The following is a 14,489-nucleotide window of genomic DNA, read 5'->3' on the forward strand; positions in this document are numbered from 1 at the left end:
AATTTTATAGAATAAATTGACTAAGTGATAAGCTCATGCTAACATAATCCTTACTAATCAAATCGGAATAATATATTTAAAGGGGGAATCATTTTGAAAAGAATGAAGTTAGGCTATTTTTTTACTGGATTTGGTCATCATGTAGCAAGTTGTAGACATTCGGAAACATTAAAAAGAGGTGGTATGAACTTAGAAAAAATAATAGAGCAAGCAAAGCTTATTGAAGAAGTGAAATTCGATTTTCTATTTTTTTCAGATGCTTTATACCTAGATAAAAAAACCCATCCTGACGTAGCGAGTCGTTTTGAACCTTTAACGCTCATGTCTATCATTGGTACATATACGAAGGATTTAGGATTAATTGTAACTGGTTCAACTACATTTTCAGAGCCATTTTCTTTAGCAAGAAGTTTATCTTCGCTAGACCATCTAAGTGGGGGTAGAGCTGGTTGGAACATTGTTACATCAGGCATTAATGATACAGCTAAAAATTTTAATGGAACGAGTAATATTGATCATGATTTGAGGTATGAGCAAGCAGAGGAATTCATTCAAATATCTACTCAACTTTGGGATTCATGGAATGATGTACATTTTGAAGAACAACAGCAAAAAGGTTATTTTTTAAATGAGAGTGGTCCACAACCAATCAACTATGAAGGCAAATTTTACTCTGTTCAAGGCCCGTTAAATATTGAAACATCTCCACAAGGTTATCCATTGTTAGTACAAGCTGGTTCTTCAAAAAAAGGAACTGAATTTGCATCAAAATTTGCAGAAGTAGTTTTTACAGCACAAAATAATCTAGATGATGCTATAGCATTTGCTAAACATTTAAAAAGTAATGTTAAATATCAACGTGGTAGTCAGCAAGAAGTAGTCGTTATGCCAGGTATATTTCCAGTAATTGGTGATACACGGGAAGAAGCTGCACATAATTATGAAGCGTTACAGGAATTAATAGTGCCTGAAGTAGGATTAGAACTATTATCTTCTTATTTAGGTGATTTAGATTTAAGTAATTATGACTTAAAAACACCTTTTGAAAAAATTGAACTACAAGAAGGTAATAATATTCAAAGTCGTGTGAAATTAATAAGTGATACTGCAAAATCAGAGCAATTTACTTTGGAAGATGCAATGAAACATGTTGCAGGGGCAAGAGGTCATCATATTGTAATTGGTACAGCAACTGATATTGCAGACAAAATGGAAGAATGGTTTCGAAAAGGTGCCGCAGATGGATTTAATATTATGCCACCTCTCAATCCTACACAATTTGAATTGTTTATAGAACAAGTAATACCTATTTTACAAGAGAGAAATTTAATTCAATTGGAGTATAAGTCAGGAACTTTACGTGAAAAATTAGGTTTAAATTTCAACTATAGTACGGTTGAATAGTCAATTTATAAATAATTATAGAAGAAACCAATTCACCTAAAAAATATCTGAATATTCAAAAAATACTTAAGCATCATTTACTAATTGATAGGAGGCATATACATGTACATAGCATATACACTGATATCGTGTGCGTTTTTCTTATTTATCGTAGCATGGTATTCATATTATAAAACCAAAAATACTGTGAATAGTTCGAATGGATTTTTCCTAGGCGGCAGAGGCTTAACAGGGGGATTTATCGCTGGAGCATTGATTTTAACTAATTTATCAGCAGAACAATTGATAGGATTAAATGGACAAGGATATAAGAATAATTTATCGAGTATGGGGTGGGAAGTTACTGCAGGTGTCTCGATTATTATTCTTGCAACAATATTGCTACCTAAATATTTAGGGGGTGGCTTTACGACGTTGCCAGAATTCATCAACAATCGATTCGACCAACAAACACGTTTATTAATTGTTTTATTATTTATGGTAGGATACGGCTTTATAACAATTCCTTCAGTGCTTTATTCAGGATCTATTGCAGTTTTACAAATATTTGATATTCCTCACTTATTTGGTATTACTTTTGAACAATCTGTATGGGCAATTGTATGGTTAATTGGCATAATAGGTACACTATACGCAATTTTAGGCGGGTTAAAAGCAATTGCCATTTCAGACACTTTAAATGGTATTGGGCTATTGATTGTTGGTATATTAGTACCAATTTTAGGATTTATCACTTTAGGTGATGGTAATTTATTATCCGGAATGAAGACCATTGCAACACACCATCCTGAAAAATTGAGCGCGATTGGTTCAAGCAAAGACGATGTGCCATTTGGGACAATATTCACTGGTATTATTTTTGCTAATTTGTTTTATTGGGGAACTAATCAATATGTGATTCAACGTACACTAGGAGCAAAAAATTTAGCAGAGGGACAAAAGGGAGCATTATTTACTGGGTTTCTTAAAGTATTAGTACCATTTTTAATGATGATTCCTGGCGTCATTGCGTTTCATTTATATGGACCAGGTTTGAAAAATATGGATTTGGCTTATCCTACATTAGTTAAAGATATTTTTCCTACATTTTTAAATGGCTTTTTCCTAGCTGTATTATTAGGTGCTGTTTTTTCAAGCTTTAACGCATTGCTAAATAGTGCGTCTACACTTTTTGTATATGATATATATAAAGTACTTATTAATAAAAATGCGACAGATCAACAAATGATACGAGTCAGTCAATGGTTTGGCATCATATTAGCTTTAGTAACATTCTTTATTTCGCCTATGTTAATTAATGCGCCAAAAGGGTTATGGACAATTATTAGAGAGTTTACCGGTTTCTTTAATATACCTATTATTGCGATTGTGTTGGTTGGTATCTTTTCCAAAAAAGTACCCGCTATTGCTCCTAAAATAATAATAATTACCCATGTTATTACATATTATTTATTGATATGGGGACTACCAACGATTTTTAATATTAATATGCCAATTAATTTTATATATATACAAGGGCTTTTATTTATAATTGAAATAAGTATCATGTTACTTATAGGAAGAATTAAACCTTTAGAGAACCCATTTATTTTTAAACCTAATGCAAAGATTGATATGAAACCATGGAAATATACGATTCCAGTGACTGTCATTTTATTAGGCACTATCGTTTTCACTTATATTTTATTTTCACCAATAGGTTTGGCTTCAGCTCACAACATTGTATCAATATGGTTTTGGCCAGCTGTTGTATTATTGATGATTATTGTAGCTAGTTGTTATTACTTAGCTATTAAATATTGGAGTGTTAAATACGAATATTTCTTGAAAAATGAGTACAACAAAGAAATTGTCCAACCATTCTATGATAATAAAGAATTAGAAAACCAAGCAAACAAGCAATTAACTTAATTGTGTAAAGTTAATAGATTGTTATAAGTGCTTTTGTGTGACACTAAATTTTAGTAAGTAGCAATTATTATTGGAAATCAGCTTATTTCAATAGAGCGTAAGTGAGCGTTTACAGTGAAATTATGTCAAATGGAAGGGAAGGGCTAAGTTATGGAATTAAAGCATATATATTTGAACGATATTTAAAATTAATACCTTCCAATTATAAATAGTGCGATTTTCTTAGCCAACGCTTCTTTTTCCATATTATTATTAGCTATCTGTAAAGCTGCTTCGTGAATCATTTGTGCGAAAATAGGGATAAATATTTCTTGATCATTACTTGCGTAAGTATTTTTAAAACTATTTTTTAAAACGATATTTAACTGATCTAATATTTTTTCTTTCATTTGAGGTAAAGCTAATCCAGCATAGCTACTCCGGCATTCAACGTTAGGTTTTTGATAAAAATCATGAACTGCAAGGATTAAGTTACTTACATTTTCTTGATTAAAAATCATAGGATCTGGAATGTGGTTTTCAAAAGACACTGTAGCAAAATCTTCTACAATGTAGTCTACCAAAGCATATTTATCTTCAAAATGTGCATAAAATGTTGCTCTGTTCACTTGAGCTCCGTTTGTAATATCGGCGATAGTTATTTTCTCAAAATCTTTTTTACTAACTAATGCAAAAAAGGCGTTAATTATGGATTGTTTAGTATGAGTCATTCTTATATTTTTAACTTTATCTGCCATTTGAATATTCTCCCCCAATAATTTAAGTGAATTGTTGCTATAGCAACAAATAAGTATACTTTGTTGATTGTTATATCATTTCTTTAGCTTTATATTTTAATTAAAGCAACACTATATTGCTTTAAGTTAGCATAGAAAAGGAGCGAATTAAAATGAAAACAATTGCTATTGTTGGTGCAGGTACAGGATTAGGTCTATCCTTAGCAAAGAAATTTGGAGCTGAAGGCTTTAAAGTAGCAGCTATTTCACGAAATGCTGAAAAATTAAAAATTATTCATGAAAATTTGAGTAACTTAAATATAGAAGTAAAAACATATGTAGCAGATATTATGAACTTAGAATCATTAAAGCAAGCGATCCAATCAATTAAAGCTGATTTTGGTTCTATTGATGTGATAGAGTTTAGCCCAAATGCAAAGGAGCACCAATTTACCAATATATTAGAAACAACACCAGAAAGTGTTTCGGAAATGTTAAATAGTTATCTCTTTCCATCAATTCAATTAGTTAATGAAGTTTTGCCGGATATGATAAAAAAAGGTAGCGGGTCAATTTTATTTACAACAGGTGTAGCTACAATATTTCCGTTACCATTTGCTGGAAATGCGGGCGTTATAGGTTCTGGTTTAAGAAGCTATGCTGAAAATCTCTACAATTCAGTGGAAGATAAGGGGATTTTTGTAAGACATCTTTCCATAGGAACTGCGATTGAACCTGGGACCATAGGTGATCCAGATACAATTGCAGATGCTTGGTATGATTTATATACTACAGAAGGAAAGTTTGAAGAAACTTTTCCACAAGGCATTAAAAAGTCTGATATGATTTAATTGGTTAATAACTTCATATTATTGTTATATTAATCAAAATATACTAAGACGTTAAATAATAATTAGTAAAAATGTCCAATTCTATTGAAGGAACTGGACCCCACTAATGGGAATAAAATAAAAACAATAAAAACACTTCCGCTGAATTCATTTAAAATGAATCACACGGAGGTGTTTTTTCTTTTATATGTTTTACAAAAATAGATGAGAAGTATCACCATAAAATAATTTATAAGTTATCCATATAGGGTTCTAATAATGCCGTTAATTCCTCGGCTAATTCATTTATACTACATGGTTTTGATTGCTCTATCCACCAAATTATTACTCCAACTATCGCGGATGATAGAAATTGTGCTGTTATTTCATTATTAAGGCGAGTTAGATTATTTAACACTTTATCAGATAATAACTTTTTCAATAAGTTTAAGTCAGATTTAACTATAAGTATTTTCAATGCTTCATACTGTTTATCAATTTCATATAAAATTTCTTGTAGTATAAATTGATTATTTTCAGGAGTGAGCTTATATGTTTCACATTTCTCAATGGCCTCACTTAACGTGTGATCTATGACATGATTCAAAATATCGTATTTGTCCATAAAGTTGAGGTAGATAGTACCACGGTTAATATTAGCTAATTGTGCAATGTCATTCATTGAGATTTTGTCAAAATCTTTCTTTTTTAATAGTGTCATAAAGGTTTCTAAAATTAGTTTTTGTGATTTTTCTTTTCGTTTATCCATAGTAAACCCTTTCGATTAACTCAACAAAAATGGCCAATTGTTGATTAATCACCAAATAGTATATTTTGTTTATTGAGTATATACATTATTGATGTTAACTTCAAGATATTGAACAACTGTTTATTAAAAGGAGAAATTAGATATGAGAGTATTAATATATGGAGCAGGTGTACAAGGAAGATTTTTAGCACATGCATTGAACAGTACAAATAATGACGTAACTTTATTTGCAAGAAATGAGACGAAGCGTATTTTAGAAGAAAATGGGATCAAACTTAAACACACGATACAAAACAAAGTAACGCATGATCACTTTAACTTAATTGACTCATTAGAGGAAAATGATATTTATGATGTTATTTTTGTAACAATGAAATATTCGGACTTTTATAATGTTGTGCCTAGTTTGTCGAAAAATAACAGTAAAAATATTGTGTTTGTAGGCAATAATGCAAATCCTCAAGCATTATATAAATCTGTTGAAGAGGAATCTACAGTAGTTAAAAATATAGGATTTGGATTTCTGATGACAGGTGGCGAAAAAATAGACGACTATGCAACGGTACTGAGATTTAATAAAGGTGAATTTAAAGTTGGATTTTCAAAACAAAGTAAAACGTTGAATCAAGTATTAGACCATACATTTGAAAATGTAAGCATGAAATTGACATATCAAAAGCAATTTGATGAATGGTTATTGTCTCATGCTGCATTTATTTTACCTTTAAATATGGCAACTGTTGTAAGAGAACAAAATGGTATGAACAATAAGTTGTTAAAAGAAACTGTGGCAGCATATAACGAAATATATCGATTAATAGAAAATAATGGATATGCTCTTATTCCTAAAGCGCCAGCATTTTTATTTAAGCATTTTAAACGAACTTCAGCTATCCTAATTAAATTACTGTTTAAATCAGGACTGTTATATCAGGCCAAAGGATCCACAAAAGAATTAGATGCTTTATATTTGGATTTCAAAAAATTAAGTAACAATACGGCTATTTCAACTGTCAATTTGGACTCATTGTATCAACAAACAATGAGTGTGAGTGAATAGTAAGAAAATGATTTTTTTAGTTATCAAAGGGGGAAAATCCCAATTATGATTATCAAAGTGAGGTAATAAGTTCTTATGAAATAGAACAACTGCATGAAAATATTTTGAAAATGCTTAACGAATGAGCAATAAATTCAGAGCAAAAATTGGAAGAAATTAGCGTTTTATAGAAACTCAAATGAATATTTAAGTGGAAAAGCGCATTGCTAATAATATAAATTATTGATATTTTAAAAATAAAAAGGTTGGGAATATAAATGTATTTCTTAAAGTTTTTTGTACTTAACTTCATTATATTTTTTGTATTATCTAGCATAAGTTATATTCTATTTTTAGGCGGGTTCAATGTTGTGCAAGTACTATTAAGTACATTGATATTTGCAGTAATAATGGCAAGTTTTCAATATTTCACCAAAAATCTAACCAAAGATAAGTCGCATTAGTAAATATTCTCCATTGAACCGTAAAAGAAGAAATATTTTAATATGTACGATAAAAAGCAGCAAACTAAATGGAATTCTAGTAGGCTTATGTTGCATTATTTGGAGTGTGACAAATATGTATGAACACTTTAGCTTAAGGCTTCTTGTATTACTTGCCGTCGTGGCAGGTACTTTAATGCATTATTTAGCAGACTTTATATTTATATTGAAAGAAAATTTCAAGGTTCAAAATGAGAATGATTCAGCAAATTTCATTTGTACAAATTATTTCTTGGGAAATACTATAGCATCAAAACCCCTCATTCGATTATAGTTTGAGGGGTTTTTGATTTATAGGTAGGCAATTATTCACCAAATTTCGTAAAATGCCATAAAATATTGTATTAATTATGTAAGCGAATACAAATACAATGTAATAAATGAAACATCTAAATAGGAGGATGGACAATGTCTAATTGGTTGGATATAGATAGCAAAGTTGTAATTATTACAGGTGGTAGTTCAGGCATAGGGAGTGTTATTGTTAAATCATTATTAGCAAATGGCACTATCGTTTATAACGCTGATTTGAAAAATAGTGATGAAATTCATGAACACTACAATTTTATCGAAGTGGATGTTACAGATAAAAATAGAGTTCAAGAAGCAGTGAAATCAATATACGATAACGAAAAAAGAATAGATATTTTAATTAATAATGCCGGAGTGAATTTGCCAAGATTATTATCAGACACTCAAGGTACACATCCAGAATATGAAATTAATGAACGTGATTTGGACTTTATGTTTAATGTGAACTTGAAAGGTCCAATATGGTTTAGCCAGGCTGTTGCTAAATATTTTATCAAACAACAAGCAGGTAAGATAATTAATATTTCAAGTGAAGCTGGACAAGAAGGATCTGAAGGTCAAAGTTTATATTCAGCAACCAAAGCTGCATTAATTGGTTTGACGAGGAGTTGGGCAAAGGAGCTTGGGAAACATAATATTAATGTAACTGCAATTGCGCCAGGTATTATAGAAGAGACTGGGTTGCGTACACCAGAATATGAAAGTGCATTAGCTTATAGTAGAAATATAACTGTTGATCAACTAAATGGGGATTATTCGAAATCGATACCATTAAAAAGGGTAGGGAAACTAAGTGAAATAGCCGATTTAGTGTGTTATTTAAGTTCTAGTAAATCTAACTATATTACTGGAACCACTATCAATATCTCAGGAGGCAAATCTCGAGGATAATCCCATAAAGTTAGGGGAGTATAATGAAGCTTAATAAAAAACATATACAGATAATTAAAATATTGCTTGAATCACATACTTCAATCGAAAAAGTATCATTTTTATTAAATATTTCTGAAAAAACGTTACTTAATTATGTTAAACAAATAAATGACTATTTTAGTAAATCGATGAGTATTATTAAACAACATCATAATTTAATACTACATGTTGAAGACGAAAATAAGTTTCTAAAATTATTTGATATATTAACAAAATCAACGCAAAATGATGTAATTAATAAAATGGAAAACATTTTCTTTCAAATTTTGAATCAAAATGTAATTACTATTGATGACTTAGCTGAATTTAACTTTATGAGTAAAACAAGTATCAATAATTTGTTGAAAGAGATGAAGCAGATTATTGAGAAGTATAAAGTGTCGATTGTTGGGAAACCCAATGTAGGTTTGTATATTGATGGTAAGGAATATGATATTAGAAAATTGATAATTGAATACTTCAATCAACAATACAGTACTACAGATATTGATAATGAATTACTTGTACAGTTAGAAAATCTGAAAGTAGCACTTAAATTAGATGAACAGTCGTATAAGAGATTAATATTAACTATAAAAGCTACAATTGATCGGTTAGAGAAAGGTTCTAAAATCGATGATGACATAAATATTGATAATCATGTGTATAGTTCAAAAGATTACAATAATATAGCATTTATAAAAACTTATTTAAGTAACCACTTTACAGACATAGATGTAAATAAAGAAATGATTCTCGTTGTAATAGCATTACTGGGACGACGCGCTTCCATTTTAGATGAGTTAATTACTTCTTCTGAAGCTACTGTCATACAAACAATTATTGATGAAACAATAGGTGATGTATACGAATACTATGGTTTAGAGTTAGATGATGGATTGTTTACAAAAGACATTAGACTACACATTAAATACTTAATAAATCGCATTATATTTAATATAAATATTAATGACGAAAGTATTAATGATATGAAAGAAAGATTTCCATTTGCCTTTGAGTTATCAAAAATATTAGGAGAAAATATAACAAAATATATACAAATACAAGTTTCTGAAGAGGAGTTAAGTTATCTTACCATTTATTTTAGTATCTATCTTGAGAAAATAGAAAGGGAAGTAAAATCAATATCTAAAATTGCTATTATTACTGATTTCGGTCTAAGTATTCAAAAATTATTACAAAACAATATTATGAAAATTTTTGGATCTGATGTAAAGATTATTATAATTGAACAATCAAATTTTGATGAATTTGCAGTAAATGACTTTGAGATAATAATTTCTACTATTCGACTAAATAGGTTATTTAATAAAATAATATATTTAGAAAATGTATTTGATGAGCAGCAACTTAAGCTGAAAATTGAACAGTTTTTAATATATAAAGATTTAAAACACAACAATGTTTTTAATAAAAGTGTCATTGTAGACCTTATTAATTCTGAAGATTTTGAACATTATAATAAAAAATGGTCATATAAATCATTGATTGAAAATTTAGCGGACAAATTAGTGATTGAAGAAAAAGTTGATTCTGAATTTAAACAAAGACTGATGATCAGAGAACAAGATAAATCAACAATTGATAAGCATTTGGGGTTTCCACATACATCACATTCAGGTACGACAATCAGTATTAAAGTGGGTTTATTAGATGAAGGATGCATTGATTATCCGAATTTAAAAATAGTTATATTGGTTGCCACACCCGATGAAATGGTGAATGAAACATTGCTTATTAGAGTCTATGAAGAAGTTTTGGCAATCTCTAATAATGCATATTTAATTAGTAAGTTATCTAAAGACACTAATTTCCAAGCATTTGCGCAATTATTAAATCAAGAAATGAAGGGATAAAATGTTCATATTATTACTTATTATATTAGCAGCAGTAGGATTTGTAATACAACATTTATTAGGTTGGTTGCAAATTAAAAATTTTACAAAACATTATATTGAGTTACGACGACAAGGTAAGGTAGCGATAGGCAGGAGACCTGCGATATTGAAAGCAGGTACTTTAGTCTTACTGCAATTGAATGGGAAAAATGAGATTGAAGAAGCGCGATTTATGCAAGGTGTTACAGTTTTTAGTAAGTTCAAAAAGTTAGACGGATTAAATGGATTGAAAATAAACAAAATCACAGATCAAGAAATTAACAATTATAATAAGCTACTGATAAAAGCAATATTAGATGCTCAACATACATTTAATGTAGTAAGTAATGGAGGAGAAGTTGAAAAAATTCCGTCTCCTATGATGAAAGCGGTTAAAAAAGTAAATAAATTAATAAAAAATGAAAGGGGAATGAAACATGGATTACATCGTTAAATTTGCCGAAGGCTTTATAAAACTTTTCCAAACTGGTGCAGATACTTTTATAGAATGGATGGGGACAATCGTTCCTTTAGTACTCATGCTGTTAATTGCTATGAATACATTAATACAATTAATTGGTGAAGATAGAATAAATTTAATAGCTCAAAAATCTGCTAAAAATCCACTTATGCGTTATTTAGTATTACCATTTTTAGGTTCATTTATGTTGGCGAATCCAATGGTACATTCCTTAGGTCGATTTATGCCTGAAAAGTATAAGCCGAGTTATTTTGCTTCAGCTGCACAATTTGCACATACAAGTAATGGAATATTTCCACATATAAATCCAGCTGAATTATTTGTATTTTTAGGTATAGCAAATGGCATACAAAAATTAGGATTACCAACTACAGATCTAGCAGTACGTTACTTATTGGTTGGCCTAGTAATGAACTTTATCGGTGGTTGGATAACTGATTTAACAACAAGTTTTGTAGAAAAACAACAAAAAGTGAAATTGAGCAAAGAAATAAAATTAGAAGGTTGAGGTGAAAGAAATGAAGAAAGTAAAAGTATCTAAGGGATCAGGTGGTTTTGGTGGTCCATTAACTTTTGGTGTAGAAGGAAATAAGACAAAATTAGTATATATTACAGGTGGCCATAAGCCAGCCATTGTAGATAAAATAGCTGAAATTACAGGGGCAGAACCTGTGAATGGATTTGAAACTTCTGTACCTGAAGATGAAATGATGGCGATTATTATAGATTGTGGTGGTACATTAAGATGTGGTATTTATCCTAAAAAACGTATTCCAACCATAAATATTATGGCAACAGGAAAAAGTGGTCCATTAAGACAATATATTACTGAAGATATCTACGTATCAAATGTAGATGTTAATCAAGTGGTTGAACTTGATGAAAGCATTCATTCGGAAGTGAATGATAAGCAGGATGAAGCAGTTGCTACTGAACAAAACGATAATCAGTATTCTAAGAATAAAAAAATTATGGAAACACGAGCTGAACAAGAGCACAAATCAATTTTAACTAAGATTGGTTTAGGTGCAGGTAAGGTGATTAATACATTTTATCAAGCAGCTAGAGATGCGGTAGAAACAATGTTACACACGATTATTCCATTTATGGGATTTGTTGCGTTACTTATAGGTATTATTCAGGGTTCTGGTATTGGTAAAGCATTTGCTAATATAATGTCTCCATTAGCTGGTAATATTTGGGGGCTAATGGCAATAGGACTCATATGCTCACTTCCATTTTTAAGCCCGTTATTAGGACCTGGTGGGGTTATTGGACAAGTGTTAGGTACTTTAATTGGAGTGGAAATTGGTAAAGGAAATATACCACCTCATTTAGCATTACCAGCACTATTTGCAATTAATACACAAAATGCTGCAGACTTTATTCCTGTTGGTTTGGGATTAGCAGAGGCTGAAACAAAAACAATTGAAGTTGGAGTTCCTTCTGTATTGTACTCTAGATTTTTAAATGGTGTCCCCCGTGTATTTGTAGCATGGCTTGCCAGTTTTGGATTATACAAATAAAAAAATAGAGGAGATTTACTATGTATAAAACTATTGTGAAAGATGTGGGTAGTGAGGCGAGTGCATTTAGCGAAGAGAATATGATCATACTATTTGGTGATAATGCACCTGATGAGTTAATTGATTACTGTTATATCATTGAGATTAATAGCATTGAAGGAGAAATCACAGAATCTCAAAAAGTATTAATTGGTGATAAAACATTTGAAATTACTAAAGTTGGTGCTTCTGTTCAAAAGAATTTAGCAGATTTAGGTCATATCACTTTAAAATTTGATGGCAGCACTAAAGCAGAACAGTCTGGAACGTTATATTTAGAAGCAGCAGATGTTCCAAATATTGAAGTTGGAACAGAATTGAAAATAGTATAATATTTAAGATTATACTATATTAAAAAGTCCTTAAATAATAATTTAAGGACTTTTTGTTAATTTATATTATTTTATCGGATTCATACCACCTTTCCAGGTTGTATATTGTAATGTTCCGCCTTGTTGTTTGAATTTGAAATTATTTACACCACGTTCAAAAGGTGCAGCGGTTTGAACCTTGATATTTGGATCTACCTTCAGTAAATCAGCATACCATTGAGCCCATGCACTTCCAGATGTTGGTTCATCATCAGATACATTATAAGTTCCTGCTTCAAAATTTAAGGCTTGAATTGCAACTTCTACAGCATCATCTATGTGTATAAATGATTGAATACCGTCTGTAATCGTCACTTGACCATTTATAAATTGATTATATATCATGCCTTCTTTGCCATACCAAGTTCCTGGACCATAAAGTAAGCCATAGCGTAAAATGACATGATTATCGATGCGTTTTGTTTCCTGTTCTAATCCTTCTACGCCATTAACTGTAATTTTGCGGTCGCCAGTTGATTGATAGTCTAGTGGCGTTTCTTCAGTTGCTAAATCATTACCAGCCTCATAGGCAAACGCAATACTTTGTGACTGTATTTGTCTCACATTATATTTTATGGCAATATCTACAAGATTTTTGGTTCCTTCTATTCTTACTTTTGTATTAGCAGACATATCAACTTGTTTTAAGTCAGTAATTTCATGCATGATAATGTCTGGTCTAAAATCATCAATTGTCTGATCTAATGTCTCAATTTCTAGTACATTACCTATATATGCTTTGATACCAATTCGATTTAATTTTTCTTTGCCATGTTGTGAGGTTGTGAGTCCTGCTACATCATAACCTTTGTCTAGTAAACGTTTCGTTAATTTCATGCCTATTAAACCCGTTGCACCTGTTACAAGTATTTTCGTCAATATTTGTCACCTCTATAATTATTTTCATTATCTTAATGTTAATTATAATTTTTAATGGTTTCAGTATGAGACATCGTTGAAATACTAGATTAAAATAATTTAACAATGAATAATTTTCATTTATGTGGATAGCTCCCTCATTTCGTGCTTTTGACACTGTTCATACAGGTCGTTTATTTTACTCATTTCATTCTCTTTTCTGCTTCTGTTAGTAATCGTATGGGACCGTTAGAATTTAGGGTGATTAATCGTTTGGCCATTGTATTGGGAGATTCTTGTAATTCACGTTTGATCCATCCTTGTATCATACCTGTGTAGGCGGAGGCAATATATTCGGCGACGACATGCTTATCAAGTGCCATATCGTTGTCGGCTCCTGTATCTTCAAAAAGTTGAATATAACGCACAGTAATAAAATCTTTTAAAGTGATATAAAAATTGGGATAACGTTGAAACATGATATGGTAGAAATCGTAATCATGCTTGATGTGGCTAAAAATATTATTAGCAATATAAAATTGTGATTCCTCTATACTTTGGTGTTTAAGATAGAATTTATAAGTTTCTCCAAATAGTAGGTTAAAGTGGTGATCAATTGTTGCTGTCGTTAATTGAGATATGGAGCGAAAGTGTCTGTAAAAGGTGGATCGGTTTATTTCTGCATGGTTGCATAACGCACGGACAGTAATTTTAGCTAAAGGTAAGTATTCGAGTAATTCGATAAATGCATTTTGGATTTTAATTTGTGATTTCTTGTTTTTTGATGTCATAGGTTTTCTCACCCTTTATTGCAACACATTATTTATATGTGTTGCTTTTTTGTTTTGTGCATGATTGTTTTGATTAGCGTATCGTTTTTATAATGTATTTATACAGTAATTTATATGATAGTATTTTGT

General features: G+C 30.5%; 14 protein-coding genes. 10 read left to right on the top strand and 4 right to left on the bottom strand.

The window, feature by feature from the left end:
- The first annotated feature begins 102 nt into the window (after positions 1-102).
- Complete coding sequence (locus tag MHZ36_RS00785; protein ID WP_343237194.1) at positions 103-1,404, top strand: LLM class flavin-dependent oxidoreductase; 1,302 nt, start codon at positions 103-105, stop codon at positions 1,402-1,404.
- A 102-nt stretch (positions 1,405-1,506) separates the two neighbouring features.
- Positions 1,507-3,315, top strand: a complete 1,809-nt coding sequence (locus MHZ36_RS00790; RefSeq protein ID WP_239228982.1) for a solute:sodium symporter family transporter — start codon at positions 1,507-1,509, stop codon at positions 3,313-3,315.
- A 188-nt stretch (positions 3,316-3,503) separates the two neighbouring features.
- Here MHZ36_RS00790 and MHZ36_RS00795 read toward each other — a convergent pair whose 3' ends face one another.
- Complete coding sequence (locus MHZ36_RS00795; protein ID WP_239228983.1) at positions 3,504-4,052, bottom strand: TetR/AcrR family transcriptional regulator; 549 nt, start codon at positions 4,050-4,052, stop codon at positions 3,504-3,506.
- A gap of 152 nt (positions 4,053-4,204) precedes the next feature.
- On the opposite strand from MHZ36_RS00795, the gene MHZ36_RS00800 reads away from it, so the two are divergent.
- The gene (locus tag MHZ36_RS00800; RefSeq protein WP_239228984.1) at positions 4,205-4,882 is read left to right on the top strand and encodes an SDR family NAD(P)-dependent oxidoreductase; all 678 of its coding nucleotides are present in this window, start codon (positions 4,205-4,207) and stop codon (positions 4,880-4,882) included.
- A gap of 229 nt (positions 4,883-5,111) precedes the next feature.
- On the opposite strand, the gene MHZ36_RS00805 is transcribed toward MHZ36_RS00800, so the two are convergent.
- Positions 5,112-5,630, bottom strand: coding sequence for a TetR/AcrR family transcriptional regulator (locus MHZ36_RS00805; protein WP_239228985.1), 519 nt, complete (start codon positions 5,628-5,630; stop codon positions 5,112-5,114).
- Positions 5,631-5,772: 142 nt separating this feature from the next.
- On the opposite strand from MHZ36_RS00805, the gene MHZ36_RS00810 reads away from it, so the two are divergent.
- From MHZ36_RS00810 to MHZ36_RS00840, 7 genes are all read left to right on the top strand, one after another.
- Positions 5,773-6,690 carry a ketopantoate reductase family protein gene (locus MHZ36_RS00810; protein WP_239228986.1) on the top strand — a complete coding sequence of 306 codons (918 nt, stop codon included), beginning with the start codon at positions 5,773-5,775 and terminating at the stop codon, positions 6,688-6,690.
- An 890-nt stretch (positions 6,691-7,580) separates the two neighbouring features.
- Positions 7,581-8,375: an SDR family oxidoreductase gene (locus MHZ36_RS00815; protein ID WP_239228987.1), complete on the top strand. Its 795-nt coding sequence runs from the start codon at positions 7,581-7,583 to the stop codon at positions 8,373-8,375.
- Between the two features lie 23 nt (positions 8,376-8,398).
- The gene (locus MHZ36_RS00820) at positions 8,399-10,273 is read left to right on the top strand and encodes a BglG family transcription antiterminator (protein WP_239228988.1); all 1,875 of its coding nucleotides are present in this window, start codon (positions 8,399-8,401) and stop codon (positions 10,271-10,273) included.
- A gap of 1 nt (position 10,274) precedes the next feature.
- Positions 10,275-10,748 carry a transcriptional regulator GutM gene (locus tag MHZ36_RS00825; RefSeq protein WP_239228990.1) on the top strand — a complete coding sequence of 158 codons (474 nt, stop codon included), beginning with the start codon at positions 10,275-10,277 and terminating at the stop codon, positions 10,746-10,748.
- Complete coding sequence (srlA, locus tag MHZ36_RS00830) at positions 10,732-11,283, top strand: PTS glucitol/sorbitol transporter subunit IIC (protein ID WP_239228991.1); 552 nt, start codon at positions 10,732-10,734, stop codon at positions 11,281-11,283. Before MHZ36_RS00825 ends, srlA begins: the two co-directional genes overlap by 17 nt.
- Positions 11,284-11,293: 10 nt before the next feature.
- Entirely contained in the window at positions 11,294-12,301 is a 1,008-nt protein-coding gene (gene srlE / locus MHZ36_RS00835; RefSeq protein WP_239228992.1) for a PTS glucitol/sorbitol transporter subunit IIB, read from the top strand.
- Positions 12,302-12,321: 20 nt separating this feature from the next.
- Positions 12,322-12,672: a PTS glucitol/sorbitol transporter subunit IIA gene (locus MHZ36_RS00840; protein WP_239228993.1), complete on the top strand. Its 351-nt coding sequence runs from the start codon at positions 12,322-12,324 to the stop codon at positions 12,670-12,672.
- Between the two features lie 66 nt (positions 12,673-12,738).
- Here MHZ36_RS00840 and MHZ36_RS00845 read toward each other — a convergent pair whose 3' ends face one another.
- Together MHZ36_RS00845 and MHZ36_RS00850 are read right to left on the bottom strand one after the other, a co-directional pair.
- Positions 12,739-13,590: an NAD-dependent epimerase/dehydratase family protein gene (locus MHZ36_RS00845; RefSeq protein WP_239228994.1), complete on the bottom strand. Its 852-nt coding sequence runs from the start codon at positions 13,588-13,590 to the stop codon at positions 12,739-12,741.
- 182 nt (positions 13,591-13,772) lie between these two features.
- Entirely contained in the window at positions 13,773-14,360 is a 588-nt protein-coding gene (locus tag MHZ36_RS00850) for a TetR/AcrR family transcriptional regulator (RefSeq protein ID WP_239228995.1), read from the bottom strand.
- Positions 14,361-14,489 lie beyond the last annotated feature (129 nt).

This window comes from Staphylococcus sp. ACRSN, assembly GCF_022346615.1.
Classification (GTDB): Bacteria; Bacillota; Bacilli; order Staphylococcales; family Staphylococcaceae; genus Staphylococcus.

Coding starts and splice junctions, on each gene's coding strand:
- MHZ36_RS00785 (WP_343237194.1), top strand. CDS start 103: ATGAAGTTAGGCTATTTTTTTACTGGATTTGGTCATCATGTAGCAAGT.
- MHZ36_RS00790 (WP_239228982.1), top strand. CDS start 1,507: ATGTACATAGCATATACACTGATATCGTGTGCGTTTTTCTTATTTATC.
- MHZ36_RS00795 (WP_239228983.1), bottom strand. CDS start 4,052: ATGGCAGATAAAGTTAAAAATATAAGAATGACTCATACTAAACAATCC.
- MHZ36_RS00800 (WP_239228984.1), top strand. CDS start 4,205: ATGAAAACAATTGCTATTGTTGGTGCAGGTACAGGATTAGGTCTATCC.
- MHZ36_RS00805 (WP_239228985.1), bottom strand. CDS start 5,630: ATGGATAAACGAAAAGAAAAATCACAAAAACTAATTTTAGAAACCTTT.
- MHZ36_RS00810 (WP_239228986.1), top strand. CDS start 5,773: ATGAGAGTATTAATATATGGAGCAGGTGTACAAGGAAGATTTTTAGCA.
- MHZ36_RS00815 (WP_239228987.1), top strand. CDS start 7,581: ATGTCTAATTGGTTGGATATAGATAGCAAAGTTGTAATTATTACAGGT.
- MHZ36_RS00820 (WP_239228988.1), top strand. CDS start 8,399: ATGAAGCTTAATAAAAAACATATACAGATAATTAAAATATTGCTTGAA.
- MHZ36_RS00825 (WP_239228990.1), top strand. CDS start 10,275: ATGTTCATATTATTACTTATTATATTAGCAGCAGTAGGATTTGTAATA.
- srlA (WP_239228991.1), top strand. CDS start 10,732: ATGGATTACATCGTTAAATTTGCCGAAGGCTTTATAAAACTTTTCCAA.
- srlE (WP_239228992.1), top strand. CDS start 11,294: ATGAAGAAAGTAAAAGTATCTAAGGGATCAGGTGGTTTTGGTGGTCCA.
- MHZ36_RS00840 (WP_239228993.1), top strand. CDS start 12,322: ATGTATAAAACTATTGTGAAAGATGTGGGTAGTGAGGCGAGTGCATTT.
- MHZ36_RS00850 (WP_239228995.1), bottom strand. CDS start 14,360: ATGACATCAAAAAACAAGAAATCACAAATTAAAATCCAAAATGCATTT.